This window comes from Micromonospora inyonensis (assembly GCF_900091415.1).
In the GTDB taxonomy this organism is placed as follows: Bacteria; Actinomycetota; Actinomycetes; order Mycobacteriales; family Micromonosporaceae; genus Micromonospora; species Micromonospora inyonensis.
Genome location: NZ_FMHU01000001.1, coordinates 1973950 through 2000292 on the forward strand (window position 1 = coordinate 1973950; position 26343 = coordinate 2000292).

The 26343-nt window shown below is 70.2% G+C and carries 16 protein-coding genes and 4 pseudogenes; 9 read left to right on the forward strand and 11 right to left on the reverse strand.

From position 1 onward, the window contains the following. Positions 1-18: 18 nt before the first annotated feature. The 3 genes from GA0074694_RS09085 to GA0074694_RS09095 all read left to right on the forward strand — a co-directional run bounded on the left by GA0074694_RS09085 (position 19) and on the right by GA0074694_RS09095 (position 10346). On the forward strand, positions 19-7533 hold the full coding sequence (locus GA0074694_RS09085; protein ID WP_091455440.1) for a type I polyketide synthase: 7515 nt from the start codon (positions 19-21) through the stop codon (positions 7531-7533). After that, the gene (locus GA0074694_RS09090; protein ID WP_091455443.1) at positions 7530-8393 is read left to right on the forward strand and encodes an alpha/beta fold hydrolase; all 864 of its coding nucleotides are present in this window, start codon (positions 7530-7532) and stop codon (positions 8391-8393) included. The genes GA0074694_RS09085 and GA0074694_RS09090 overlap by 4 nt, the downstream gene beginning before the upstream one ends. A gap of 378 nt (positions 8394-8771) precedes the next feature. Then, the gene (locus tag GA0074694_RS09095; RefSeq protein ID WP_091455446.1) at positions 8772-10346 is read left to right on the forward strand and encodes a class I adenylate-forming enzyme family protein; all 1575 of its coding nucleotides are present in this window, start codon (positions 8772-8774) and stop codon (positions 10344-10346) included. Positions 10347-11112: 766 nt separating this feature from the next. Here the strand turns inward: GA0074694_RS09095 and GA0074694_RS31520 are convergent. Together GA0074694_RS31520 and GA0074694_RS09100 are read right to left on the reverse strand one after the other, a co-directional pair. Then, entirely contained in the window at positions 11113-11268 is a 156-nt protein-coding gene (locus tag GA0074694_RS31520) for a hypothetical protein (protein ID WP_176737827.1), read from the reverse strand. A gap of 133 nt (positions 11269-11401) precedes the next feature. Continuing rightward, positions 11402-12046 (reverse strand): dihydrofolate reductase family protein, encoded by a 645-nt coding sequence (locus tag GA0074694_RS09100; RefSeq protein ID WP_091455449.1) that lies wholly within the window; start codon positions 12044-12046, stop codon positions 11402-11404. 73 nt (positions 12047-12119) lie between these two features. Between GA0074694_RS09100 and GA0074694_RS09105 the strand changes: the two genes are divergently transcribed. Continuing rightward, complete coding sequence (locus GA0074694_RS09105) at positions 12120-12683, forward strand: winged helix-turn-helix transcriptional regulator (protein WP_091455453.1); 564 nt, start codon at positions 12120-12122, stop codon at positions 12681-12683. Positions 12684-12758: 75 nt separating this feature from the next. On the opposite strand, the pseudogene GA0074694_RS09110 reads toward GA0074694_RS09105, so the two are convergent. Further along, positions 12759-13703 (reverse strand): annotated as a pseudogene (locus tag GA0074694_RS09110) (RNA polymerase sigma factor); the annotation flags it as partial. 637 nt (positions 13704-14340) lie between these two features. On the opposite strand from GA0074694_RS09110, the gene GA0074694_RS32715 reads away from it, so the two are divergent. Next, entirely contained in the window at positions 14341-14607 is a 267-nt protein-coding gene (locus tag GA0074694_RS32715; protein ID WP_245714606.1) for a GNAT family N-acetyltransferase, read from the forward strand. 38 nt (positions 14608-14645) lie between these two features. Here GA0074694_RS32715 and GA0074694_RS32190 read toward each other — a convergent pair. Both GA0074694_RS32190 and GA0074694_RS09125 read right to left on the reverse strand, forming a co-directional pair. Then, positions 14646-15379: pseudogene (locus tag GA0074694_RS32190) on the reverse strand (class I SAM-dependent methyltransferase). A gap of 162 nt (positions 15380-15541) precedes the next feature. Continuing rightward, positions 15542-15760, reverse strand: a complete 219-nt coding sequence (locus tag GA0074694_RS09125) for a winged helix-turn-helix domain-containing protein (protein ID WP_176737828.1) — start codon at positions 15758-15760, stop codon at positions 15542-15544. A gap of 332 nt (positions 15761-16092) precedes the next feature. On the opposite strand from GA0074694_RS09125, the gene GA0074694_RS09130 reads away from it, so the two are divergent. Continuing rightward, on the forward strand, positions 16093-16464 hold the full coding sequence (locus GA0074694_RS09130) for a DivIVA domain-containing protein (RefSeq protein ID WP_245714607.1): 372 nt from the start codon (positions 16093-16095) through the stop codon (positions 16462-16464). Between the two features lie 65 nt (positions 16465-16529). Here the strand turns inward: GA0074694_RS09130 and GA0074694_RS09135 are convergent, their stop codons facing one another. Next, positions 16530-17702: a phospholipase D-like domain-containing protein gene (locus GA0074694_RS09135; protein WP_091458884.1), complete on the reverse strand. Its 1173-nt coding sequence runs from the start codon at positions 17700-17702 to the stop codon at positions 16530-16532. A 129-nt stretch (positions 17703-17831) separates the two neighbouring features. After that, positions 17832-18488, reverse strand: a complete 657-nt coding sequence (locus GA0074694_RS09140; protein ID WP_091455462.1) for a pyridoxamine 5'-phosphate oxidase family protein — start codon at positions 18486-18488, stop codon at positions 17832-17834. A 166-nt stretch (positions 18489-18654) separates the two neighbouring features. On the opposite strand from GA0074694_RS09140, the gene GA0074694_RS09145 reads away from it, so the two are divergent. The 3 genes from GA0074694_RS09145 to GA0074694_RS09155 are packed head-to-tail and all read left to right on the forward strand — an operon-like array spanning position 18655 to position 20927. Beyond that, positions 18655-19161 carry a DUF2231 domain-containing protein gene (locus tag GA0074694_RS09145; protein ID WP_091455466.1) on the forward strand — a complete coding sequence of 169 codons (507 nt, stop codon included), beginning with the start codon at positions 18655-18657 and terminating at the stop codon, positions 19159-19161. Continuing rightward, positions 19158-19811: an Hsp20/alpha crystallin family protein gene (locus GA0074694_RS09150; protein ID WP_091455468.1), complete on the forward strand. Its 654-nt coding sequence runs from the start codon at positions 19158-19160 to the stop codon at positions 19809-19811. Before GA0074694_RS09145 ends, GA0074694_RS09150 begins: the two co-directional genes overlap by 4 nt. A 3-nt stretch (positions 19812-19814) precedes the next feature. Beyond that, entirely contained in the window at positions 19815-20927 is a 1113-nt protein-coding gene (locus GA0074694_RS09155) for a glycosyltransferase family 9 protein (RefSeq protein ID WP_091455472.1), read from the forward strand. A 187-nt stretch (positions 20928-21114) separates the two neighbouring features. Here GA0074694_RS09155 and GA0074694_RS09160 read toward each other — a convergent pair. The 4 genes and pseudogenes from GA0074694_RS09160 to GA0074694_RS09175 all read right to left on the reverse strand — a co-directional run. Further along, positions 21115-21972 (reverse strand): annotated as a pseudogene (locus GA0074694_RS09160) (glycosyltransferase family 2 protein); the annotation flags it as partial. A gap of 320 nt (positions 21973-22292) precedes the next feature. Continuing rightward, a pseudogene (rfaE2, locus tag GA0074694_RS09165) lies at positions 22293-24089 on the reverse strand (D-glycero-beta-D-manno-heptose 1-phosphate adenylyltransferase); the annotation flags it as partial. Positions 24090-24389: 300 nt separating this feature from the next. Continuing rightward, positions 24390-25685, reverse strand: a complete 1296-nt coding sequence (locus GA0074694_RS09170) for an MFS transporter (protein WP_245714609.1) — start codon at positions 25683-25685, stop codon at positions 24390-24392. Between the two features lie 134 nt (positions 25686-25819). Further along, positions 25820-26311, reverse strand: a complete 492-nt coding sequence (locus GA0074694_RS09175; protein WP_091455476.1) for an NUDIX domain-containing protein — start codon at positions 26309-26311, stop codon at positions 25820-25822. Positions 26312-26343 lie beyond the last annotated feature (32 nt).

Sequence of the window (26343 nt, forward strand, 5' to 3'; positions counted from 1 at the left end):
CCGTCAGGAGCTGTCGTAATGGTCTACCCCATGTCGGATCAGGCGGCCGCGGAACCGATCGCGGTCATTGGCATTGGCTGTCGGCTGCCCGGCGGCGTGACAGATCCCTCGTCGCTGTGGCAGTTGCTGGAGGACGGTCGTGATGCCATCGTCCCTGTGCCACAAGAGCGCTGGGACATCGCTGCGCACTACTCCCCGAAGTCCCAGCAGGCCGGCCGAATGAACGCTCGCGAAGGCGGTTTCCTCGACCGGGTCGACGGCTTTGACGCGGCCTTCTTCGGCATCTCCGGACGTATCGCCGAGCAGATGGATCCGCAACAACGGCTGCTACTCCAGGTCGCCTGGGAGGCGCTGGAGGACGCCGGTGTGCCACCGTCGGACCTAGCGGGCAGCCGGACGGGCGTGTTCATGGGGGCCTGCAGCCAGGACTATGGCAACCTGCAGATGTCGGCAGCTGAGATCGACGGGGCTGGGGCGCATACGGCGACCGGCACGTTCATGAGCATCGTCGCGAACCGGTTGTCCTACACCTTCGATCTGCTCGGTCCGAGCATGACGATCGACACCGCCTGCTCTTCCTCTCTTGTTGCAGTGCACCTGGCTGTGCAGAGCCTGCTCAGCGGGGAGAGCAGCCTCGCGCTCGCGGGTGGCGTGAACCTCATGCTGACCCCTCAGTTCGGGATCGCGCTTAGTCAGGCGTCGATGCTGTCGCCGCAGGGTCGGTCGAAAGCCTTCGCGGCCGCCGCAGACGGATACGTGCGTGGCGAGGGTGCCGGCGTCGTCCTGCTCAAGCCGCTGAGCGCCGCCCAGCGCGACGGAGACCGAGTCTATGCCGTCATCCTCGGCTCGGCGGTCAACCAGGACGGTCGGACGCAGGGCATCACCGTGCCCAACAGCGCGGCGCAGGAGGAGAATTTCCGGGCGGCACTGACTGCGGCCGGACTTGCCGGCGGGGAGGTCGGCTACGTCGAGGCGCATGGCACGGGGACTCCGGTCGGTGATCCGCTGGAGGCAGAGGCCCTCGGCCGGGTACTCACCGACGGGCGAGCCGAGCAGACCACCGCCTACATCGGGTCCATCAAGACCAACATCGGCCACCTCGAGGCAGCTGCCGGGATAGCGGGTCTACTCAAGGCGGTGCTCGCCGTCAAGCATCGGCGAATCCCGGCCAGCCTGCACTTCGACGCGCCCAACCCGAACATCGACTTCGATCGGTGGCGAATCGAGGTACCGACCGGTTCGCGTGCATGGCCCGAGCACCTCCAGCGCGCGGTCGCGAGCGTCAACTCCTTCGGCTTCGGTGGCACCAATGCCAATGTGGTGGTAAGCGAGGCGCCGCCTAGCCGGCCCGTCCCGCCTGTCCCCAGCCGCGGCATGCCGGCCGTCCTCACCCTGAGCGCACGCAGCGAGCGGGCCCTGATCGAGCTGGCCGAGCGCTACATCGGGCTATTGGAGCGGGATGCCCCCGATCTCGACGCGCTGTCAGCGAATATCGCTCTGCGCAGGTCCCACCACCCTCACCGCGTGGCGGTCCTCGCGCGCGACTCGGCAGAGGCCGTCAGCAAGCTACGCGAGTTCGCCAGCGGCAACGCCACTCCCGGCGTCTTCACCGAAACGGTGCGGGCATCGGGGCGGGGCAAGATCGCCTTCCTCTTCAACGGTCAAGGGCCACAATGGTTTGCGATGGGCCGCACGCTCATCGAGAGCAGCCCGGTCTTCGCTGCCAAGATCGCTGAGTGCGATGAGATCGCATCGAAGTACCTGGGCTGGTCGATCTGGGAGGCATTGCGAGCCCCGGATGAGCAGTCCTCGCTTGTGCACCGCACCTACTGCCTGCAACCCACGATGTTCGCGGTGCAGGTCGCGCTGGCCGAGCTGTGGGGGTCGTGGGGGGTGAGACCTGACGGTGTGGTCGGGCACAGCATGGGCGAGATCGCCGCGGCCCATGTGAGCGGTGGACTCGACCTGGACAGTGCGCTCAAGGTGATCTGCAACCGAGCGCGCATCCAGGACCACGCCGATCCCTCCGGCGGGATGATGTTCGTCGCAATGCCCAAGGCCGAAGCGCTCGAGCTGTGCGACCGTCACGACGAACTGTGGCTGTCCGCCGAGAACAGTTCGCGCGCCTGCACACTTTCCGGCCGGTTGCCCCTGCTGAGACAGCTCGAGGAGGAGCTCAAACAGCAAGGCGTGTTCGCCAGGGTACTCCGGGTCAACTGCGCCTGCCACAGCTCTGACATGGACCCGCTGCGGGCCGAACTGTTCGCGGACCTGGGCGAGGTCACGGGCCGCCTCACGACGATCGACCTGTATTCGACGGTCACCGGAGGACCGATCGACGGCCAGGAACTTTCCACTCGGTACTGGTGGCGCAACTTCCGGCAGCCGGTGCTGTTCGAGCCGGCGATCCGCGCGATGCTGGCAGACGGCTACGACACCTTCGTCGAGCTCAGCCCGCACCCGGTCTTGGTGAACTCGGTAAAGGAAATCTTGGACGACACCGGGGATGACGCAGTGGTCGTGTCCTCCCTTGCCCGGAAGACGGATGACTGGGAGACCTTCCTCAGCGCTTTCGCCACCTTGGTGTCCGCCGGCTGTCGCACCGACTGGTCCCGCCGGTTCTCCGGGCCGGTTGCGGCGATGGATCTGCCCACCTATCCATGGCAGGAGCAGCCGTACTGGAACGAAAGTGAGGCCTCCCAGCGCGCCCGGGTGGACGCCCAGTCCCATCCGATGCTCCGCCGGATCGACGCGGCCCGCCCGACCTGGGAGATCAAGTGGGACGACCACCGGCTCAGCTGGGCAAGGGAACACGATGTGCTCGGGTCGGTGATCGTGCCGGGAGCCGCCTACGTGGAGGCCGCACTGGTCGCCGCACGCGAGGTGGCCGAGACGGACTGCGCGCTTGAGTATGTCGAGTTCGAGCGTGCCTGCGTGCTGGACCCCGACGAGCGGCAGGTGACTCGGCTGGAAATCGACCCCGAGGCCGGGACGTTCGAGCTTCACCATCGCCCGATTCGCAAGGTCGCCTGGGTGCGTGCCGCCAGGGGCCGGTTCTTTTCGGCGACCGGGCTGCCGCGCGAGACCGTGGACCTGGATGCCATCCGGGCCCGCAGCCGCGCCGTTCACTCGGCACTCGACGTATATGGCAGCTTCCGCGAGAAGGGGTACGTCTACGGTCCGGCATTTTGCGGGATCTCGACGCTGTACGTTGGCGAGCGCGAAACCCTCGCCAAGGTGGACGTTCCGCGCACCGTCCGCAAGTCAGTCGGGGATTACTTGTTCCACCCGGCCGTGCTGGACGCGTGCTTCCAGAGCGCCATTCTGCACCCCCGTGAGGACAAGCCCGGCAAGCTGTTGCCATTCTCTTTCTTGCCGACCCAGATCGAGCAGGCGCGTGTGTACGGTGAGGTCAGGCTGCCCGTCTGGTGCCACTCGGTCGCGCACAAGCACGACGCGGGCGGCCTGTACGTGGATGTTGTCGTCACCGATGACCACGGTGTTGTCCTGGCTACCTACCGCGGGCTGCGTGGAAAGGCCGTGTGGCAGGCTGAGACCCATGAGCCCGACCAGGTCGGGTCTCACCTCTACACCCTCAACTGGGAATCGGCGGGAGTGACTGCCGCAGCCCTCGGCACCCGCGTCCTCCGGTTGCGTCCCGACGAGTTGGTGGCGCGGCAGAATTCCGTACTCACCCCGTTCGCCGCGTACCTCGACCCGCACGGCAGCGACGCCGCCTTTCGCGCCGGGGTCCGGGACCTGTGCGCACAGTATGTGTGGCAGGCCCTGGCCGCTTTCGGTGTCCCGCTCGCCGAAGGGGCAAGGTTCTCATTGGCGCACTGTGTCGGGTTGCGGCAGGGACTGTGGCAGGCGTTCGAGCGCCATCTCGGTTTCCTCGTTGCCGATGGTGTGCTCGAGGCGATCGGCGACCGCTACGAGGTACGCCGCGCGATCGTCAACGATCCGGAGCTGACGTGGGCGGCGCTGTGCTCCGCTCACCCGGAACGGATTTGGGAGCTGCTGCTGGTGCGGGAGACCGGTGGGCAGTTGCACAGGATTCTGACCGGGGATGTCGACCCGCTGACCGTGTTGTTTCCGGAGGGCAGCGGCGCGCACATCGCCCCGATCTACGAGACCTCTCCCATCAGCCGGCTGGCCAACGCCACCGCGCGTGAGGCGATCCGGAGCCTGATCGAGCAGGGCGACTCCCGACGTACGCTGCGCGTGCTGGAGGTCGGCGCGGGCACCGGCGGTCTCACCGCGAGTGTCCTGCCCGTCTTGCCCGCCGACCGGTGTGAGTACACCTTCACCGACGTCTCGCAAGTGTTCCTGCAGTCGGCATGCGAACGCTTTGCCGAGTTCGACTTCTTGCGTTACCAGACCTTGGACCTGGAGAACGATCTCGCCGCGCAGGGCTTTGCACCGGCCAGCGTCGACATCATCCTCGCAGCCAACGTCGTGCACGCCACCTCTGACTTGCGTGCAACGCTAAAGCGGCTACGCGCTCTGCTGACGCCCGAGGGCGTGCTGGTCCTGGTCGAGGCCACCCCCGACAACCGGTGGCTGGAGCTGACATTTGGCCTCACCACCGGGTGGTGGTCGTTCCGTGATCTCGCGCGCCGCCCCGACGGGCCCCTGCTCAGTGCCCCCGAATGGGAGACCGCCTTGCGGGACTCCGGATATCACGACGTCCTCACGCTGACCGGTCCGGATAGCGCGGTGCCAGCTGAGCAGACCGTGGCCATCGGCCGGGCGCCCGCCAGGCCGGACGACGACGCCACAGCACCCAACGAGCAGGCGGGGGACTGGCTGATCCTCGCCAGCGGCCCAGACCTGGCTGACGAGCTCGCCGCCCGGATCATCGATCGAGGCGGCCGTGCCGTCGTCGTTCCGCAGGGTATGGGACATGCCGAAGAGTGGGACCAACTGCTCTCCACCGTCCAGCCAACCGGCATCATCGTGCTGTTGGCACCTGGCCCTGCCTTGGCCGAGGGCACCGCCGCGGACATTGACGAGGCCGCCCTGCGTAGCAGCCGCACCGTCACCGACCTGATCCAGGCACTGACCCGCGCCGCACCCGCTGTCTGGCCCCGGCTGTTCCTGGTGACCAGGGGAGCACACGCCTTCCGCAACCCGACTCCACGTCCCACCGGCGGGTGCGTCTGGGGGCTTAGCCTCGTCGCGGGACTTGAGCTGCCCCAGAGCCGCTGCACTGTGATAGACCTCGACGGCGATCCCGACGCGGGCGAGGCCGACGCCGTGTACGCGCAGCTGTGGCGGCAGGACGGCGAACGGGAGTTCGCGTTGCGCGGGGGCGAGCCGTTCGTCCGTCGAGTCGTGCCCGTACCGCTCGACGCCCTCCACGCCCCGCTACCCGCCCGCGAGCTGTCCGCAACCACATCCTTCAGGCTCACCACGGCCACGCCCGGTTCGCTGGACAACCTCGCGTACGTGGCCTGCGCCCGGCGCACTCCCGGAGCCGGTGAGGTCCAGATCCGGGTCACCGCCACCGGCCTGAACTTTCTTGACGTCATGCTCGCCCTGGGCCAGGTGCCCACATTGGACTCTGCCCGGGAGCACCTGTTCGGAGCCGAGTGCAGCGGGGTGGTTACTGAGGTGGGCCAGGGAGTTGCCGGGCTTGCCATCGGTGACCCGGTGGTGGCGATGAGCAGTGCTCAGGGCCTCCTCGCCGGGCATGTCGTCCTCGACGCCGAACTGGTCGTCCCGCGGCCGGAGGCACTGACCGACGAGCAGGCGGCCGGCCTGCCGATCGCGTTCCTGACCGCGTCGATCGCACTGGACAAGCTCGCCAGGACCAGGCCGGGAGAGCGGGTGCTCATCCACTCCGCTGCGGGCGGCACCGGACTGGCCGCTGTCCAGATCGCCCGCATGCTCGGCGCCGAGGTACTGGCCACCGCGGGCACCGAGGAGAAGCGTGCGCTGCTGCGCGCGCTCGGAGTCCAGCACGTCTTCGACTCCCGGTCGACCGGATTCGCCGACGGCGTCCTCGCGGCCACCGACGGCCGTGGCGTCGACGTGGTGCTCGGCGCGTCGGGTGCCGGGATGGCCGCCCGGAGCCTGTCCTGTCTCGCCGCCTACGGCCGCTTCGTCGAGATCGGCAAGCGCGACCTGATGGGCGACCAGAAGCTGGGGCTACGGCCGTTCCTGCGTAATCTGGCCTACCTCAGCCTGGACCTGCGCCAGATGATCGTGGATCGGCCTGCCGAGGTCCGTACCGAGCTGGTACGCCTGCTTGACGCCTTCGCCGCTGGTGCGCTGCGACCGCTGCCATATCGGGTGTACGACGCGGGTCAGGCTACCGCCGCGTTCCGTCAGCTGGCCGGTGGAAAGAACCTCGGCAAGATCGTGATCGCGGCGAACCACGAGGACCTGCCCGTGACCAAGACGCGGCCAGCCGGCGAGGCGTTCCCGGGTACGTGGCTGATCACCGGTGGTCTCGGTGGCGTGGGTATGTCCATGGCCGAGTCGCTGGCGAACGGGGGGGCTCGGCATCTGGTCTTGGTCGGTCGGAGGGGCGTACCCGACGACCAGACCGCACAGCGCATCGACCGGCTGCGTGCCGGCGGGATCGAGGTCGTGGTCGACTCGGTGGACGTCACGTCAAGGGATCAGGTCAAGGCGTTGTTGGATCGGATCGCCGATCGGCTTCCACCGTTGCGGGGCGTCCTGCACTCGGTGATGGTCCTTGACGACGCCCTGCTGGCTGGCATGACCGAACAACGTCTGCAGCGAGTTCTGCGGCCGAAGATCCTCGGTGCCTGGCACCTGCACGAGCTGACCAGAGACCTACCGCTGGAAGCCTTTGTGCTTTTCTCCTCGGCCACATCCTTCGTCGGTAACGTCGGTCAGGCGAACTATGCCGCGGCCAACGCCTTTCTCGATCACTTCGCGGCAGCCCTGCGCGCCGAGGGCAGACCGGCTCTGGCGGTCAACTGGGGAGCGGTGTCCGACGCTGGCTACGTCGCCGGCAACGAAGAGGTCAGGCGGCTGGTCGCGGAGACCGGCATGGGTGAGTTCAGTGCCGAGCAGGCGTTCGAGGCGCTTCGTTCCCTACTCGGTGGCGCGCCGCCGCAGATGGCCGTGCTGCCGATGGACTGGGCCGCGTTCTTCCGCCACCACGGCCTCGAACCGGCACAGCGACCGCGGTACGCGGCAGTGGGGGCAACCACCGACGGTCGAGCCTCGGTGACGGTCACGGCGAGTTCCCTGCGTCAGCAGATTGAGGCGCTGACCGACGCGGAGCTGGAGGTTGCACTCACCGACCGGCTGCGCTCCCGGGTCATCAGTGTGCTCGGTGTACCGCCCGACGCGCTCGACGACACCATGCCGCTCATGGACTACCTGGACTCCCTGCTGGCGGTGGAGATCAGCTCCTGGATCCAGCGAGACGTGGGAGTCAAGGTCACGATCATGGAACTGATGAAGGGACCCAGCGTTCGGCAGCTGGTCGACCAGCTGGTCGACCAGCTCCGCCGACGCCGGGGCACCGAGACGGCAGCGGTGGTCGCATGATGAAGATCGCTAGCAAGTATGGCAAAGCGGACTTTACAGTCAAACTGCCCCGGGCGGGAATCACCCTGCGCGGGTGGCAGACCACCGGGACGGACGGGCCGGTGACCTTGTGCCTGCACGGCGTGCTGGACAACTGCGCCAGTTTCGACCCGCTGCGCGAGTGGACCCCTGGGCTCGGCCTCGTCGCGATCGACCTCCCCGGCCACGGCCTCTCGGACCCAATCTCCTCGCTCACCTGCTCCTACCTGGACTACGTAGCTGCGATCTTGGAGCTGCTGCACGAGCAGAGCTGGGACAACGTTCGCCTGATCGGCCACTCCATGGGGGCGGCGCTATCCACACTGATCGCTGGGCTGTTTCCGGATCTGGTCTCCCGGCTGGTGCTGATCGATGCGATCGGACCTATGTCGGCCACGCCCGCCGGGTTGGCGATGACGGCGGCGCGATATCTGCGCGCCTACCTGGCCGACCGGCCGCAAGCCGAGTACGCCTCGGTGGAACAGGCGGTGCTCGCCAGAGTGCAGCTGGCCGACATCGTGACCGATACTGCGGAGCGGCTCGTCGAACGCGATCTCATCGCGGTACCCGGCGGGTTCTCCTGGCGCACCGATCGCCGGCTGAAGTACCCGTCCGCGCCGTTGTTCAGCGAGGAGCAGGTCCTGGAGTTCATCCGGGCCATCCGCGCTCCCACGCTGCTGGTCAGCGCCACCCGGACCGCTCTCGTAGAGGACTTCTACGCCGGGCGAATCGCCGCCGTCCAGAATCTGCGGCATGTCAGGCTGCCAGGAAGCCATCACCTCCACATGGAGAACCCAAGACCCGTGTCGGCTGTGATCAGGCAGTTCCTCGAAGAGAACTGACCGCCGGCGGGGCGGAGCAAGGAGCTTCCCAATCGTGATGTCAAACCGCGGCAGTGCGGAGGGCGAAGCATGGTAGCGCTTCCCGTCACGGGTCATCGCCCACGAGACGATGACACGACGGCGGGCGAGGGCGAGCAGCGCCTGTTTGTGCGCCTTCCCCTGGCGGAGCTTGCGGTCGCAGTCCGCCTTCGAGGCCGGGCAGCATCGCAGGCTGACCAGGGCCGATCAGGTCTCGATCCGCTTAGCGCCCGTACGAATGGCCGCCGCTGCCTGGTATCCATCAACACGGCTCACCCATGACAGCCATACCCAGGACCCTTGGGCCCACCGATCTTACGAACGACCAGTCCAGACCCGAGAAGGAAGGTAGGAGACCTCATGATCCTCACGGACTATCGGGCCGGCCACGATCTCTGGCAGCACCGGGTCGCGCAAACTCCGGACAGGGTGTTCCTGCATCACGAGGGGCGACGCTGGACCTATGCAGACTTCGACGAAACCAAGCGGAAAGTCGCGGCAGGCCTTGCTGAGCTCGGCGTCGGGGTAGGAAGCCCCGTCCTCGTCGGCCTCAGCAACCGGCCGGAGGCGTTGTTCGTACACTTCGCCCTGATGCAGCTCGGCGCGATCGCGATACCCCTGCAGAGCGATCTGCGGTTCGAGGAGCTACGGCATCAGATCAACCACAGCATGGCCGAGCTGCTTATCGCGGACGGTGCTCTGGCCCGCACGGTCCTGCCCGAGCTGCACCACTGCCCAGCAGTGAAGCAGGTGGTAGCGGACGTCGCGGGCGAGCGTCACGGACTGGCGGTGTCCGAGCTGGCATGCCTGTTGCGGCACGACCCGCTGCCGGGCGGGCCGCCTGAGGCGTACACGGAGGACTCTCCCGCCCTCGTCCTCTACACCTCGGGAAGCAGCGGACGGCCCAAGGGAGTGGTGCTGCGCGCCGGCTCGTTCGCCAGCGTGGGCAGCGGCTTCGCGGAGCGGTTCGGGATTACCGCCTCCGACAATTTTTTCCTGCCACTGACGATGGCGCACGCCATCGGCGCCCTGGTTGCTCCAGCGGTGGCCGTGACGACGGGCGCCGCGATCACCGTAGTGGACAGATTCAGCCCGTCGACGTTCTGGCGACAGGTTGCCGAGGCTGGCGGCACGTGTTCGATCCTCTTCCCGGCGCACCTGAACCTCCTTCTGGGCGCGGAGGCCGACGCACCGGCACCCGGTGAGTCCCCGCTCCGGCTGGTGATCACCCATGCCTGGAGCGAGCGCTTTGCGCAACGGTTCGGTGTGGAGTTGGCGACGGTATGGGGAATGACCGAGACCGGAGCCATGGCGACCGGAAGCGAGCCCGGCGCGGCGCGCCATCGCCCAGCGGGTTTCGTGGGGCACCCGATGTCCGAGGTCGACGTCGGCGTCTTTGACGACCACGGCACCAGGCTCGGGACGGGCGAGATCGGGGAGATCCGGCTTCGGCACCGGCACGTCATGCTGGGGTATCTGCGCGATCCAGCAGCCACCGAGCAGGTCCTGGTCGACGGCTGGGTGTGCTCGGGAGACGAGGGCGCGGTCGACGATAGCGGTTCCGTCTACTTTCTCGGCCGCACCCGGAGCATGATCAAGCGATCTGGTGAGAACATCAGTCCGGACGAGGTGGTGGACGCCTTGATGTCGCACGCCGCTGTGGTGGAGGCGTTCGCGTTCGGAGTCCCCGACGAGGTTCGCACCGAGGAGGTGGCCGCGTTGGTCGTGGTTCGTCATCCGGTGTCGCCTGCGGAGATCCTGGGCACGGCGGCCGACCGGATCGTTGCCCGTAAGCTGCCCAGGTTCATGGTGATTACCGAGTCAGCGTTGCCTCGGCTCGGTAACGGCAAGCTTGACCGTGTCGCGATCGTCGAGGGCTTCAACCTGGACACGGCGTGGGACCGCTTGTCATCCGTCAGTTGCAGCAGTTCCTGACGCTCGGATGCCGTAAACAGAGGAGCCGGACGGCACACGCGTGTGCCGTCCTGGCCGGCTCGTCGGCGACCGGATGCCAATTGGTCCGATGACATGATCACCCGACGGCCGTCCGCCGCGTTCGGCGACAAGTCGGACGAGCCTGCGGAACTGGGCGGGCTGCAGTCAGCTGGGTGCGCAGGGTGGCGCCTCGGGCCACGGTGTGTCGGTAGCGTTGATGTCCGATCACCGAGCTGGCGGAGGTTCTTGTGGCGTGGCTGATGCTGGCGGCTGATGAGGCGGCGGTGTGTGAGGCCGTGGGGGTCAGGTCTTTCGTGCAGGCCCGTTCACTGGTGGCGAGCGGCGCACCGGTCGAGGTGAGCGGGGACCTGCGGTCCGGACGCGGGGCGGGCCGTCGTGCGGGGCGAGAGACCCGGTTGGGTGACGGCGTCGGTCGTCGCCGCGGGCGGTGCCAGCGGATACGTGGCCTCCACTACCAGCGTCCCCGATGGCACTGCACAGTTCTGTGAGTGCCCCCGGCACGGCACAAACCTGCGCGCCATCCCGCTGCCCGACGGCATCGGACGCCGCGATGTGACCCCCGTTTACCCCCCGAAAACCCCATCCAAGCGTTGACCATATGCGACCGGTATCGATCAGCGGGCGACGGCGTTTATGCAGCTCAGCGCCAAGGGCTGACCATCAATGACAAGCCCGGCGTCACAGCGGTCGACAAGCGTAGGCCGACGGTTCGATTCCGTCAGGCGGCTCGGTGAAGAAGCCCAGGTCAACGACCCGGGCTTCGCCGTTTCTCAAGGTCGATCACGCGGGCCAGCTCGTCGACGAGGAACCGCGGAATCGGCACCGACCGGCGCTGGTGGTTCGTCGGCGTTCCCTCCACCAGCTCGCCGCCAGCCTCCGCGAAGGCCACCGCGACGGTCACCCGCCACCGCAGCAGATCAACGGGGCCCGTAGCCGTGCCGGCCCGGCCCCGGCCTGCCGGCGACCTCCGGCCGGGCGTGAGCCTGACGGGCTCACCGGCCTGCGGCATGTGCAGCCATCGCGCTGAGGGGTGGTCAGCGTCTCCAGAAGAGGAGGTGAGTGACTCCGCTGGGGCTCGGCACCGACTCGAGGTGGAAGCGGTCGAGAAGATCCGTGTGGCTGTCCCACAGCCGTTCCCCTCGGCCGAGGTCGACGGGTGCGACGGCGATGTGCATCGTGTCGACCAGGTCGGCCTCGATGAACTCGCGGATGGTGGCGACCCCGCCACCGAGGCGCACGTCCCGGCCTGCGGCGGCCTGCTTCGCGCGTGCCAGCGCCTCGGCCGGACTGGCATTGAGGAAATGGAATGTGGTGTCAGCCAGGGTGAACGACGGGCGTTCGTAGTGGGTGAGGACGAAGACCGGCGTGTGGAACGGTGGATTGTCCCCCCACCATCCCTGCCACTCGTGGTTCTCCCAGGGGCCGCGCTGGGGGCCGAACTTGTTTCGACCCATGATCTCCGCGCCGATGTTGTGGTCGTAGTCGCGGGTCATGTAGTCGTCCAGCCCACGCGTGCCGCCGGGTTCGGTGCGGTACACGAAGCTGGCGGTAGCGGCACGCCAGGAGAACAGTGGGGTGGGGTCGGCGTGGCCGAAGGGCCGCTCCAGGCTTTGCCCCTCACCGGTACCGAACCCGTCACGCGACACGTTGAAGCACTGCACCCTCAACAACTGGGGCACGAATCCTCCTTGTAGCTGGTGAGCACCTTCCGGTGGCAAATTGCAACCGGTTGTACCGTACTACCATGTTGGGATGCCGCAACCAGTGGGGGCCGGTCGCCTGCCCGTGCCACAAGGGAGATCGGGGTGCCCGATCAATCTGACGGTCGAGCTGCTGGGCGACCGATGGAGCTTGGTCGTGCTACGGGACGTCATGTTCGGCGGTCACAGGCATTTCCGTGAACTACTCACGAACTCGATCGAGGGCATCGCCTCGAACATCCTCGCCAGCCGCCTGTCGAAGCTCGTGGATTCGGGCCTGCTCAGCCGCCACGGTGACTCGAGCCACAGACAGAAGATCGACTATCGCCTGACCGAGGCAGCGATCGAACTCGTTCCGGTCATGGCGCACCTCGGTGCCTGGGGATCTCGATGGCTCCCCACATCATCCGAGCTGTCGATCCGTGCCCAACTTCTTGTCGACGGCGGTCCTGAGATGTGGCAGAGCTTCATGGACGAACTCCGCTCCATGCACCTCGAAGGCCATCCGCAACCCGCCGACGGCGTCCTCGCCGAACTCACCCTGGCCTACGAGCGCACTGCGGCTGCCGCTGTACTGCCTCAGCCCTCATCCGGTCCTCAGGAGGGCGAGCGCTGACCATCCGCGACGGAAGGTGCCGAGAGGCGTGCCGCTGCTGGGGTGTGCGGCTGAGAGGTGACCGGGGTGGTGCGGTTACGAGCCGGTCAGCTGGTCGCGGCGACGGATGAGGTACGCCGTCTCGGCGGTGTTGCCGGCCAGGTCGATGGCCCGGTCGTACGCCGCCCGTGACTGCTCGCTGCGGCCCAGCCGGCGCAGCAGGTCGGCGCGGGTGGCGTGGAAGGCGTGGTAGCCCTCCAGGGGCAGACCGTCCACCTCCGCCAGGGCGACCTCCGGGCCGTCGAGTTCGGCGACCGCGATCGCCCGGTTGAGCCGCACGATCGGCGAGGGGTCGAGGCGGAGCAACTGGTTGTAGAGCGTGACGACCTGCGACCAGTCGGTGTCACGGACGTCCCGGGCGGCGGTGTGGACGGCGTTGATCGCGGCGAGGATCTGGTAACGCCCTGGCGCCTGGCCGGAGGCGAGGCGCTCGCGGACCAGGGCGTGGCCCTCGGCGATCAGCTGGCGGTCCCAGGCACCACGGTCCTGTTCGCCGAGGGTGACCAGTTCCCCGCTCGCCGACACCCGCGCGGCCCGGCGGGCCTCCGTCAGGAGCATCAGCGCCAGGAGTCCGGCGACCTCGCCGTCCGCCGGCAGCAGGGCACGGACCAGTCGGGTCAGCCGGATCGCCTCGGCGGTCAGGTCACCGCGGACCGCCTCCTTTCCGGGGGCCGAGGCCAGGTAGCCCTCGTTGAAGATCAGGTAGAGAACGGCGAGCACCCCGGTGACCCGGGCCGGGATGTCCGCCCGTAGCGGCACGCCGTAAGGGATCCTTGCCGCCTTGATCTTCGCCTTCGCGCGGGTGATCCGTTGGCCCATGGTGCTCTCCTGGACCAGGAACGCGTGGGCGATCTCGGGCACGGTGAGCCCGCCGACCATCCGCAGGGTCAGCGCGACCCGTATCTCCATGGCGAGAGCGGGGTGACAGCAGGTGAAGATGAGGCGGAGCCGATCGTCGTCGATGGCGCCGAGTGGCTCAGGAGGCCGACGTGCTGTGCCAGGTGCTGGTCATGGCCCGGCACCACGGCGTCGACCTGCACGCCGAGGTCGAACGGAAGTGGCTGAGGTGGAAGCCGGCCCCGAGCCGGTAGACCGGCTCCGGGCCGTGTCGGGCCGTGTCGGGCCGTGTCGGGCCGTGTCGGGCCGTGTCGGGCCGTGTCGGGCCGGGTCGGGCCGGAGGCCGTCGGGGACCGGGGCGGAAATCCGGTGCCGTACGCCAGGCCCGGCCGGGACAATGCCTCGTGCTCATCGATCACTGGCCCCTGGTGGGACTACGGGTACGGACCGCCCGGCTGGAACTTCGACTGCCCAACGAGGACGAACTGGCCGAGCTGGCAGCGGTCGCCGCTCGGGGCGTGCACGAGCCGGGTGTACGGCGCTTCCTGGTGTCGTGGACGGAGGGGGCGCCGGCTGAGCGGGCCCGAGCCCTGGTCCAGACCCACTGGCGTAACCGAGGCGACTGGACCCCGCAATCATGGTCGCTCGACCTGGTCGTCTTCGTCGAAGGGCGACCGGTGGGCGTCCAGGACGTCTGGGCGCGGGAGTTCCCGGTACGCCGTGAGGTGGCGACGGCTCGTGGCTCGGCCTGGCGTACCACGGTCGGGGAATCGGCACCGAGATGCGTGCCGCCGCGCTGCACCTGGCCGTCGCCGGTCTCGGGGCCACCCACGCGACCAGCGCCTCCTTCGTCGACAACGCCGCGCCGCTCGCCGTCTCCCGCAAGCTGGGCTACCAGCCGGACGGGATCACCCGGGACGTCCGGGACGGCGAGGTCCTCGTCTCCCAGCGGCTCCGCCTGACCCGGGAGATATGGGACCGGACGGACCGACCGGCGGTCACCATCAGCGGCCTGGAGCCCTGCCTGGACCTGTTCGGCATCGGCTGAGACGACCACCCATGCCCCGGCGCTGGCGAAGCGACCGCTCAGGTGGCGCGGGCGACCACCACGAATTCGCCGTCCCCCGCCCCGACGGGCTCATTCCGGCACCCGCCACGAACCCGCTCGACGACGAACCCGCGTGCCCGCAGGGAGGCGCGGAGCCGGGCCTCGGTCCGGAACCGCAGGGTGGCCGAGCTGAGCAGTTCCGGGCGGGTGTCCGCGGGCGGTGCATCGGCTGGTGGCGGGAAGAGGTAGTGGTGGGTGAGGGTGACCAGGTCATCGCGGATCGCGGTGACCTCGGTCCATGCCTCGACCGTGCGGCCGTCCGGCAGGCGTGGATGACGTCGTGAGTCGACCGGGTTCCACCGTTCCCAGCGCCGGTCGGCCGGGTCGCGCGAGTCGAAGACCAGCCGCCCGCTCGGTACGAGCGCCCGGTGGAGGTCGGTGAGGACGGCGTCCCACTCCTCGTCGGTGACGAAGAACTGGGCGACGTGGCTGGTCATCAACGCTATGTCGAAGGACCGGTCGGGCAGGACGGTGGCGGTGCCCTCGATCCAGGTCACCCGGTCCGCACCCGTTTGGCGCGGGCGGCGTCCAGCGAGGTGCGGGCCGGATCGACGCCGGTGACCTGGTGCCCGGCGGCGGCCAGGGCCAGGGTGAGCCGCCCGGTGCCGCAGCCCAGGTCGAGGACACGAACCTGCGGCCGCACACCGCCGGGGATACGGGCCTGGGGCGGCACGTCGCCGAGGACACGGGCCTGCGCTGTCTCGTCGACCACGGTGAGGAAGAAGTCGTCGTCCGGCCCCCATGGGCACTCGGCGTCGTGACCGGGACGAGCCTGGGATCCTCGAACTCCCCGTGTCGCATCACGACCCCCGATCAGGTCAGGAGATCGTGGTGGGAAGTGGCCCAGGCGGGCTGGAAGCCACCACGATCGCGATTACTTCTCGGCGACGAAGACGCCCCGCCCCGGCCGCCCGATCAGAATTCCCCGCCCGCGCAGGGTGGCCACAGCGCGGTGGATCGTCGAGTGCGACAGGTCGTAGTGGGCTGAGAGCTCCCGGGTGGACGGCAGTTGCGAGCCGGACTGGAACTCGCCGTTCTCGATCCGACGAAGGATGTCGGCGAGCAGCTCGTCCATGGTGGGTGGAATCGGCACGTCGAGGCCCCTTGAGGTCGGTTGGCACCACCAGTATCGATCACCGTTTCGTGACGGAGCAACCACAAGGAGCAAGGGGGTGAGGAGGGCGACAAAAGAAGAGGGAAGCCAGGAGGGAAGCGTTGACGGAGATTGTAGCTCTGAGTAGAGTTGTCGTCGCGATGCGACACCGGCGGTCGGTTGGCACCTCTTGTACGGACTGTCATCAGCGAACTCCACGTAGCTGCCCTGTTCGGGGTGGTCGTCACTTCCCCCGGCCGACCGCCCGCTCCCCCGGGATCGGGGCGGCCCTGTCGTCGCGCGCGGCTCGACGCCGTGCACGGCAGGGCGGGGTGTCCCGTCCGGACCCGAACCAGCAGGGGCACCCCCAAAAACCGCTCACCCCGGACCGCATCCGGGACCATCGCTTCACCACCCGCCGCCGGGGACTCGACCCCGACGAGATCGCCGCCTTCCTCGCCCGGGTCGCCGACGAACTCGCCGTCGCCCGGACCGCCCTGACCGACGCCCGAGCGCTCACCCAGGTCACCGGGTGCGTGGACGCCGGTGAGGTGACCGTCTCCCAGGAGGACGCCCAGGGCGTACGGCACCGGGTGTTCTGCGACCGGCTGCTGCCCGGCGGCGGCCGGTGCGCGCTGCCCACCGAGCACAGCGTGCCCTGCACCGCCCGGCGGCGGCGGCCGAATCCGGACCGGTTCCGCTGAAGCGCCCGCGTCGCCCGGTCCGGATTCGGCCGGGCGTCGCCCGCATCGCCCGGTCCGGCCGGTGGTCAGAGCGCCGCTGCGTACATCTGCTCGAAGCTGTTCCGGTACTGCTGGTAGACCGAGCGGATGTTGGTCCGCACCATCGCCTCGTCGTTGCGACGCAACGAGGTCTGGTTGAAGTTGGGGCTGCCGGTCAGCACCCAGCGGGCGTCGGTGTCCCCATCGACGTTCCCCTCGACCAGCAGGTACTTCGAGTGGATCCGGCCGGGCAGGACGTTGGCCGAGTCCAGTTCGCGCAGGGCGATGTTGGGGTGCGCGGAGAGCACGGTGCGCACCTCGTCGGCCATGAGACCGTGCACGATGCGGACCTGGCAGCCCTGTCCGGCCAACTCCACCAGCCGCTGCGCGATCGGCAGGCGGTAGGTGTCCCACTCCGACATGCCGATCCGGATGGTGGCCGCCGTCGTGCAGCCCACCTTGGCCAGGTGGTCGATTACCGGGTCGCCCTCGACGCGAGGGAAGAAGTAGGCGGTCACCGAGCCACCCGGCATCCCGGTGGTCACCGTGTCGTCGTGGTGGTCGGCGTGCTGCTCGGCGGCCAGTTCCCCGAAGTAGCGGTCGTACGCCGCGTAGAGGCGGCGATTCTCGACGAAGGTGACCGCGTTGTTCCAGTACGTGCGCGAGTTCAGGTCGGTGAAGTTGGCCGACGACTGGAGCACCACGTCGGACCGGCCGCCGGTCTCGGAGAAGAGGTAGAACTTGTTGTGGTTCCCCTTGGTGCCGAGGCAGGAGGCGGTGTTCCCCTCCGGCGAGAGCCGGGAGCAGACGTGCAGGAACGAGGGCGCCGAGCGGTCGGTGCCGAACTCGGCGCGCAGTGCCTCGACCGCCGGGTTGGGAACCTGCCAGCCGTCCAGCACGAGTTGGACGTGAACACCGCGCTGGTGGGCGGCGACCAGTTCGGTGGCGAAGTCGAGCCCCGCCTCGCCGGAGACGACGAAGTGGGCGATGCGGATCCGGGAGCCGGCGGGTGCCTGCTTCACCAGGTTGCACACCTGGCGTACGACGGCGGTCGGATCCCCGGCAGCCGGGTTGTTGAAGACCGCGCCGGTTCGCACCGGTACGACGGCGGCGTCCCGGCACGGGCTGGTGCCGTCGGCGGCGGTGGCGGTGGCCGCTGGCATCGTCACCGCGGCCACCGCCGCGAGGAGTGTGGGCGCCAGCACTGAGGTGGCACGCATGGTGTTCCTTCCGGATTCGTCGATCGGGTCCTGACGCACCTGGCCGGCGGTGAACAAACCGCAGGTTAGAGGCGTAAGAGCCCAGCGAAACCCGGCCAGGGGTACGGCCATTGGCGTGCAGGTGAAAGATCAGGTAACAGCGGGTGGGACCGGCGTCGGCTGGACCGGCCAGGCGTACATCGTCCTGGCGTAGTCGGGGCCGTAGTGGCGCTTCAGGGCGGCCAGCTCCATGTCGGGGGCCTCGACCGCCTTGACGATCCGGGGTCGGGACGGCAGCGCGTCCGGCTGCCAGGTCTCCGGTCGCCACAGTTCCGAACGGAGAAACGCCTTGGCGCAGTGGTAGAAGACCTGCTCGACCTCCACCACGATGGCGAGCTGCGGACGGTGCCCCTGCACCACCATCCGGTCGAAGTACGGCGCGTCCCGGACCAGGGTCGCCCGACCGTTGATCCGGAGCGTGTCCGACCGGCCCGGAACCAGGAAGACCAGCCCGACGTGCGGGTTCTCCAGGATGTTGTGGAAGCCGTCGGCCCGCCGGTTGCCGGGACGCTCCGGGACGACGATGGTCCGGTCGTCCAGCACCAGTGTGAAGCCCGGCGGGTCGCCCTTCGGTGAGACGTTGCAGGAGCCGTCCGAGCCGGAGGTGGCGATCAGGCAGAACGGCGAGGCGGCCAGCCACTGCCGGTCGAGTTCGTGCAGGACGCGGCGCTCCTTGGCGACCGCACGGGCGTTCGGCTCACCGAGCAGCTCACGCAGCTCCTCCGGCGCGGTGATCTCCGTCGTCACGTTGTCCTCCCCCGTGCGTTGACCCCGGTGACAGCACCCGCGCCGAGGCAGGCGCCGCCAGCGTACGCCGGGCGGACCACGGCGAGGTTTGTCCACCAGAGGCGGGGGTACCGCCCCACGCAGCGGGCCGCGCGTCCACGACCCAGAAGACCCCGGGAGGTCGGAGATGGAGAGCCGACTCAAGGTGCTCGGGCACCCTGTGCACCCGATGCTGGTGATGTTCCCCTTCGGCCTGCTGGTGACCGCGGTCTTCTTCGACGTCGTCGACACGCTCGGCGGATCGGCCGTCTTCGGGGAGATCGCGTACTGGAACATCACCGTCGGGCTGGTCATGGGCCTGCTCGCCGCGATCGCCGGCACCTTCGATCTGCTCGCCATACCGGCCGGCACCCGGGCCAAGCGGGTGGCACTCACCCACGCGGCCGCCAACCTCGCGGTGATCCTGCTCTTCGCCGCCGTCTGGGCGGTGCGTTTCAACGCGGAATCGCGGGCGGCCGGCGGCGCGCTCATCGCCATCGAGGTGGTCGCCCTGGCCATCCTCGGCGTCAGCGGCTGGCTCGGCGGTGAACTGGTCGACCGGCTCGGCGTCGGGGTCGACCCGGAGGCCGGCCTGGACGCTTCCAGCTCACTGCGGCCGCCGGCAACCACCACACGGATCGGGGAGATGCGGTGAGCGAGCAGAGCGGCGGTTCCGGACGGGGCTGGCGTGGCCGGTCGGCGGGCTGGGACCCGATGGGTGAGTTGCAGGCACTCCGCGCCGAGCTGGCCCGCCTGGTCGGTGGCCCCTCCGGGCCGCCGGAGGTGGAGCTGACCGAGACCGCCGAGGGGTGGGAGGTGGTCGTCCGGCTGCCGGGCGTGGCACCCGAGGAGGTCGCCGTCGAACTCGACGACCGGGAACTCTGCGTACGGGCGCGCTCGGAGGCCGAGGTCAACGCCGACCACGGCATCCCCGGCGGCCTGGAGACCCGGGGCTTCGAGTACCGCGTGGACCTGCCCGCCCGGGTGGACCCGGAGGCGATCGACGCCGTCATGGACCACGGGCTGCTCCGGGTCCGGCTGCCCCGGGCGACCCGCCCCGCGCCGCGCACCATCACCGTCGGACCGCCGGCCCCGGTGTCCGCCCCGCCCCGTCCGGCACCGGCTGCGCCGCCCCACGCCACGCCGGCACGCGCCGCCGACGGCCGCCCCGAGCGGGGTGCGCCCCCCGTCGACCCGGCCGCGGACCGGGAGATGCACCACCCGGACGTCGGCACCGGCTCCGGCCCACCCGACCCCGACCGACCCGGCCCGTCCGAGGGCACGGGCGAGATCGACCGGCCGTAGCGAATGGTCGAACCGTCCCTGCTCGGCCCGGTCGCCGGGCACGTGCCGGACGTCGCCCGGATCGCCGTGCTGCGCGCCAACGCGCTCGGCGACTTCATCTTCGTCCTGCCGGCGCTGGACGCGCTGCGGGCCGCGTACCCGGAGGCGGAGCTGGTGCTGCTCGGCGCGCCGTGGCACGCGAAGCTGTTCCGCGACCGGCCCGGCCCGGTGGACCGGGTACTGGTGGTTCCGCCGGCACCGGGCATCCGGGGCCGCGACCCGGGCGAGCCCGAGTCCTGCCTGGACGACTTCCTCGCCGCCGCCCGCGCCGAGCGCTTCGACCTGGCCCTGCAGGTGCACGGGGGCGGCGCGAACTCGAACCCGATCGTCGCCGGCCTCGGCGCGCGGGTCACCGCCGGGCTGCGCGCCGAGGACGCGCCACCGCTGGACCGCTGGATCCGGTACGTCTACTACCAGCACGAGGTGATCCGCTATCTGGAGGTGGCCGCGCTGGTCGGAGCCCCGGCCACCACCGTCCTCCCGAGTCTCGCGGTGACCGACACCGACCGGGCCGAGGCGCGGTCGGTGCTCGGCGAACCGGCCCGGCCCCGGGTGGCACTGCATCCGGGTGCGACCGACACCCGCCGCCGCTGGCCGGCGGAGCGGTTCGCCGAGGTGGCCCGGGAACTGGTCACCGACGGGTACGAGGTGCTGGTCACCGGCACCCCCGCCGAGCAGGAGGTGGTCGACCGGGTGGTCGCGGCGGCGGGGGTGCCGGTGCGCCCCCAGGTCGGCACGCTCAGCCTCGGCGCGCTGGCCGCCTGCTACGCCGACTGCGCCCTGGTGGTGTCGAACGACACCGGCCCGCTACACCTGGCGGCGGCGGTCGGTGCGCCGACGGTCGGCGTCTACTGGGTCGGCAATCTGATTAACACCGGGCACCCGCTGCGCCACCGGCACCGGCCGATCATGTCCTGGACGGTGCACTGCCCCGTCTGCGGCGTCGACTGCACCCCCGGGGTGTATCCGGCGCGGCCGGGCGACGGCGAGTGCCCGCACCGCGACTCGTTCGTCACGGACGTGCCGACGGTGGAGGTCGTCGAGGCGGCCCGCGAACTGCTCGCCACCAGCCGTTAGACGACGGGGTTGGGGTTGGGGTTGGGGTTGGGGTTGGGGTTGGGGTCCCCTGTTACCGCTTTTTGTCGAGGAGGGGGCCCCTGCAAACACCTCAGCGGGCAGGGCGCACGGCACCGGGATGCGCACCGGCACCGGCGTGGGTGTCGGCGGCACCGGGATGGGCTTCGGCGGAACGGGTAGGGGCGTCGGCGTCGGCGAGGACGAGTTCCCAGGCCTCCACGTCGCGCTCGGTGACCGTGGTCGGCGACTCCAGGTGGTACGCCCCGCTGGGCAGGATGCCGGCGCCGCCGTACCGGGCCAGCACGGCGAGCTGGGCCGCCACGTCTTCGCCCTGGTGCCCCTCGGGTAGCCGACGCCAGAAGTCGAAGCCACCCGCCTCGACCAGCCGGACCCGGTCGTAGAGCACGCAGCCTCCGATCCAGGAGACCTTGTACGCCCGCCAGGCCCCGGCCGGCAGCGTGAGGCGTCCGGTCACGTGCAGCAGGTTCGCCGCCGAGTGGATGGTCGCGCGCTGCCATTCGAGGGTGCCGGGACGTACCGTCTCCGGGACGGGAGGACCGCTCCACTCCTCGTAGTGCCGGTGGGTCTGCGGCCGGACGTCGTCGAGGTACGACAGACCGTGTACGGCGTTGCCGACGAACCCGCAGTCCAGCTCGGTGATTGCGGTGACCAGCCGGTGCAGGGTCCCCGGTTCGAGCCAGACGTCGTCGTCGAGGCAGAGCACGTACCGGGCCGTCGACCGGTCCAGCAGGTACGCCCGGTGCTCGGCCAGGCCGCGCCGGGGCAGCCGTCGGGTGAGCAGCACGGGATGTCCCCGGTGGCGCAATACCCGGGCCATGGTGGCGACCGCCGGGTGCCGGAAGGCCGGCGCGCCGTCGGACTGGTCGCTGACCGCCACCCCGAAACCGGGTACGCCCTCCTGGGCGGCCAGCCCGGAGAGGGTGACCGCGAGTTCGGCCGCCCTGTTCCGGGTGGGGATCAGCACGTCCAGGGTGCGCTCGCGGCGGAAGTCGTCCGGCGAGCCGCGGTCGAGCGGCCGGTCCACGACGTCCGGCGGGCCGACGGCATCCGACCGCTCCACGGCACCGGGTGGGGCCTCGACGTGCGGCTGGTGCACGGCACCGGGTGGGGCCTCGACGTGCGGCTGGTTCACGACGTCCGGCCGGTGAGGAAGGGACCCCGGTTCCCCTTGCCGTGGCCGTTGCCGTTCGGATGTCCGTTGTCGTGATGGTGTCCGTTGCCGTTCGGATGACCCTGACCGTGGCCGGGGCCGTGCCCGTGGGCGTCGGGGCCGTGCGCGTCGTCGGGACCGTGGCCGGGGACGGGGACGTCGTTGTTGGCAGGCGGTGCCCCGCCGACCTGCTGCGCGCGGATCCGCTCGATGATCGCCGACGTGGAGCGGTCCGGGACGTAGCCGAGGGTGCGGACCTCTCCGCCGAGCCGGCGGACCAGGGGGGCCTCGGGCACCATCTCGGGCGGGTAGTCGCCGCCCTTGACGTACACGTCGGGACGGATGGTCTCGATCAGCGTGGCCGGGGAGTCCTCCTCGAAGACCACCACGTGGTCGACGCAGGCCAGTGCGGCGAGCAGGGCGACCCGGTCCTCGACCGGGTTCACCGGCCGGTCCGGGCCCTTGAGCCGGCGGACGCTGTCGTCCGAGTTGACCGCCACGACGAGCAGGTCGGCCAGCTCCGCTGCCTGTTCCAGGTAGCGCACGTGCCCCGGGTGCAGCACGTCGAAGCAGCCGTTGGTGAAAACCACCGACCGGTCGGCGACCCGGTGCGCGGCAAGGATCGCGGCCAGGTCCTCCGGGCCGACCACCACTGGTCGGCCGCCGACGTCGGTCGTGACGCCGAGCGCGGCGAGCAGATCCTGTCGGCGGCAGACACAGGTGCCGGTGTCCGAGACGGTGATGGTCGCGGCGAGCTGCGCCAGGTGGGCGGCGGTGGACAGTGGGGCCTCGGCGGCGAGGGCCAGCGTCATGGCGGCCAGGTAGGCGTCCCCGGCTCCGACCGCATGGCTGGCCGGCACGGGGGTGGCGTGGCTGCGCCGGGGCGAGCCCTCCGCGCCGCCCACCACGGCACCCTCGGTGTCCAGGGTCACCGCCACCACGTCCGCCCCGGTGTGCGCGCGCAGATCGGCCAGGCGGGACTCGGCGAGTCGCGCCCGGTCCGTGCCGGTGCCGTCGGCGGAGACGGTCACGCCGGTGCCGGTGATGCTGAAACCGTCCCCGCTCAGCGCCACCCGCTCCTCGCCGGGAGTCGGCTCCCCGGTGGGTCCGGTGGGCGGCACGTTGGTCCCGGGGGCCGTCACCCCGTCCGGTTCGGTGGGTCGCGGGCTGCCGGGGATGGTGGGCGTCCGGCTGAGCCGTCCTTCGCCCGGGGCGGTGCCGACGACGAGTTCGGAGGGACCGTCCGGCGGGTCCGCGTGGTCGAGGTGCAGGACGTCGACGCCGGCGGCCCGGGTGGCGGCACCGGAGGCGCGGGCGAGCAGCCGGGTAGCTTCGGCGAAGCTCGGCGTCACCACGGTCGGGGCGAGCCCGCGCCAGTCGGCGAGGTCGTGTGCGTCCAGGGCGACGGTGGCGAAGCGGTGCCGGTTGGCGACCAGCCAGGCCCGGATCGGCGCGGACAGCGCACCGAGCCCGTAGTCGCAGACCACCAGGGTCGGCGGAGCTCCGGCCGAGGCGGCGCGCAGCTCCTCGACCGCGCACCCCACGGCGGTCAGCAGCCGGGTTACCCCGTCGTCGGTGAGCAGGTCGTCCGGGTCGCCGGAGTCCTCCCGTAGCAGGATCTGGTTGCCGGCCAGCATCCGGCGCTTGACCGGGGTGGGCCGGCCGGGCTGGTTGACCGTCCGGTCCCAGACGCCCGCCCGGTCCAGGCAGTCGTGCAGCTCGTCCCCGGCGACGTCCGCGCCGACCGGGGCGACCAGCGCGGCGAGGCCACCCAGGGCGGTCAGGTTCACGGCGGTGTTCGCCGCTCCGCCCGCTGCGGAGATCCGCCGCCGCAGGGTGAGCACCGGGGCGGGAGCCTCCCGGCAGAGCCGGTCGGAGTCGGCGAATCGCCACTCGTCGAGCATCGCGTCGCCGATGACCAGGACGGGTCGTCCCCGCCAGCTTTCCACGACGGTGGCGAGCCGGCGCTGTTCCGCTGCTGCTCCTGCCATGCCCTGCCGGATCCCCTCGCCTCGGCGGGTCAAACCCGCATCCGACGGGGCGACCCGGGTGACGCGTTCTGTCCCTCCCACCCCCGGGAACACCACCAGCGAGCACGGAGAACGCGCTGGTGCTGCCGGGGGCGTGGCGAACCCGACTTCCTGCGGGCCGACCCGGACGCGGCGCGGGAGTGCGTGGCCGACGGCGGCATCGTCAGCAGCCGGAAGCCGGAAGCAGGACGACCCGCCGGCCCTCTCGCGACGATCGTCGAGGAGTTCGCCCGCTGGGGGCGACGGGGAGGGCCGTGCCCGTCAGGCCGGGGCGCGGTCGGCGGCGGCCGCCCAGGCCGCGTCCTCGGCCTGTTTGCGGGCCAGTCCGTTGCGACCGTCGTAGCGGACGAAGGTGGGCAGCAGTGCGGCGAGCGCGACGGTGCCGACCACGCAGAGGACGCCGCCGGAGACGATCGAGCCGTTGACTCCCACCCAGCGGGCGGCCAGGCCGGAGCGCAGCTGACCGAGGAGCGGGCCGGTCGAGTAGGAGAGCATCTCGATGCCGGCGAGCCGGCCGCGCAGGTGGTCGGGGATGGTCTGGTTCCAGATGATCATGCGGAACAGGCCGGAGACCATGTCCGCCGCACCGGCCAGGGCCAGGAAGAACAGCGCCAGCCAGAGCGAGTTGACCAGCCCGACGCCGATGATGGCCAGTCCCCAGGCCCCGGCGGCCAGCACCACCATCAGCCCGTGCCGGTGCACGCGGGCGGTCCAACCGGAGCCGACGGTGGCGACCATCGAGCCGACGGCCGGAGCGGCGTAGAGCAGGCCCAGCACCGACGGCCCGCCCAGCTTCTCGGCCATGAACGGGTAGAGCGCCTGCGGCATGCCGAAGAACATCGCGTTGATGTCGACCAGGTAGGTGCCGAGCAGTTCGGGGCGGCTGCGGGCGTACCGCAGGCCGGTGGCCACCGAACGCAGCGACGGCCGGTCGGCGGCCGGGGGCGGCGGCACCGCCCGGACCATCGCCAGGCAGACCAGCGAGACCGCGAAGGTGGCCAGGTCGAAGGCGTACACCCAGGCCAGGTCGACGCTGGCGATCAGCACCCCGGCGATGCCCGGCCCGCCGAGCTGGGCGAGCTGCATCCGTAGCGAGTTCAACGCACTGGCCGCCGGGATCTGGTCCGGCGCGACGATGCGCGGGGTGAGCCCCTCCATGGCGGGTCGTTGCAGCCCGTCCAGCGCCGCGGTCAGCGCGGCCACCAGGTAGAGCAACCAGAGCTGGGGCTTGTCGCCGAGGGAGTTGACGAGCAGCACCCCGCAGAGCAGGGTGAACCCGACCTCGCCGCCGAGCACCAGCAGGCGACGGTCCAGGTAGTCGGCGAGCGCGCCGCCGACGAAGGCCATCACCAGCAGGGGTACGAGCTCACAGACGCCGATCAGCCCGACCAGGAGGGGATCCCCGGTGAGCTGGTAGACCTGGTACGGCAGCGTGACGTAGGTGATGAAGGACCCGAAGCTGGACACGCCTGCTGCGGTGAAGACCAGCCGGTAGTCCCGTGAGGTCCGCAACGGCGTCACGTCCAGCGCCGTACGACGGAGCAGGCGGATCAGCACGTGCCGGATGCTCGTCGGTCCGGTGCGTCCCTGTCCAGGGGTTTTCGGGTGGGTGAGGGCAACCTAACCATCGCCCGCACCTGTCGGTACGTCTGATCGTCCGACCGGCTCGTCCTCGGGTGCCCCGTGCGGGGCTACTTGAGGATGAGCCGGTCGGTCTGCTCGAAGACGGCGAGGTCGGCCAGGGTCTCGGTGACCGAGGGGGAGAGCGGGGCGGGGAAGGCGCCCGGGTGGAAGAACCCGGCGTCGGTGGTCTCGTCGGTGACCCGCAGCAGCTCACCGTCCCACTCGTCGACCCGGAACGCGGCGGTCAAGACCTGGTACGTGTGGCCGTACATGTTGGTGTGGATGCGGTCCGGGCCGGTGTAGAGGGCGAAAGCGCTGACCCGCAGCGCCCGTAGACCGGTCTCCTCGCGGACCTCGCGCACGGCGCAGTCGGCGATCGACTCGCCCAGCTCCATCGCGCCGGCCGGCATCGACCAGTGACCGTTGTCCGAGCGCTGGATCAGCAGCACCCGCCCGCGCTGGTCCCGCAGCACGGCGCGCGCCCCCACGAACATCAGGGTGCGGTCACCGGCCAGCGCGCGTAGCTGCCCGACGTACGACTCGGCCCAGGAAACGCTCACCGGGCCAATCTACGGGGGTTCCCAACGTGACA

Excerpts from the sequence above, each read along its gene's own strand:
- GA0074694_RS09155 (WP_091455472.1), top strand. The coding sequence starts at position 19,815 with ATGGTCGAACCGTCCCTGCTCGGCCCGGTCGCCGGGCACGTGCCGGAC.
- GA0074694_RS09085 (WP_091455440.1), top strand. The coding sequence starts at position 19 with ATGGTCTACCCCATGTCGGATCAGGCGGCCGCGGAACCGATCGCGGTC.
- GA0074694_RS09105 (WP_091455453.1), top strand. The coding sequence starts at position 12,120 with ATGCCGCAACCAGTGGGGGCCGGTCGCCTGCCCGTGCCACAAGGGAGA.
- GA0074694_RS09095 (WP_091455446.1), top strand. The coding sequence starts at position 8,772 with ATGATCCTCACGGACTATCGGGCCGGCCACGATCTCTGGCAGCACCGG.
- GA0074694_RS09145 (WP_091455466.1), top strand. The coding sequence starts at position 18,655 with ATGGAGAGCCGACTCAAGGTGCTCGGGCACCCTGTGCACCCGATGCTG.
- GA0074694_RS09090 (WP_091455443.1), top strand. The coding sequence starts at position 7,530 with ATGATGAAGATCGCTAGCAAGTATGGCAAAGCGGACTTTACAGTCAAA.
- GA0074694_RS09135 (WP_091458884.1), bottom strand. The coding sequence starts at position 17,702 with ATGCGTGCCACCTCAGTGCTGGCGCCCACACTCCTCGCGGCGGTGGCC.
- GA0074694_RS32715 (WP_245714606.1), top strand. The coding sequence starts at position 14,341 with ATGCGTGCCGCCGCGCTGCACCTGGCCGTCGCCGGTCTCGGGGCCACC.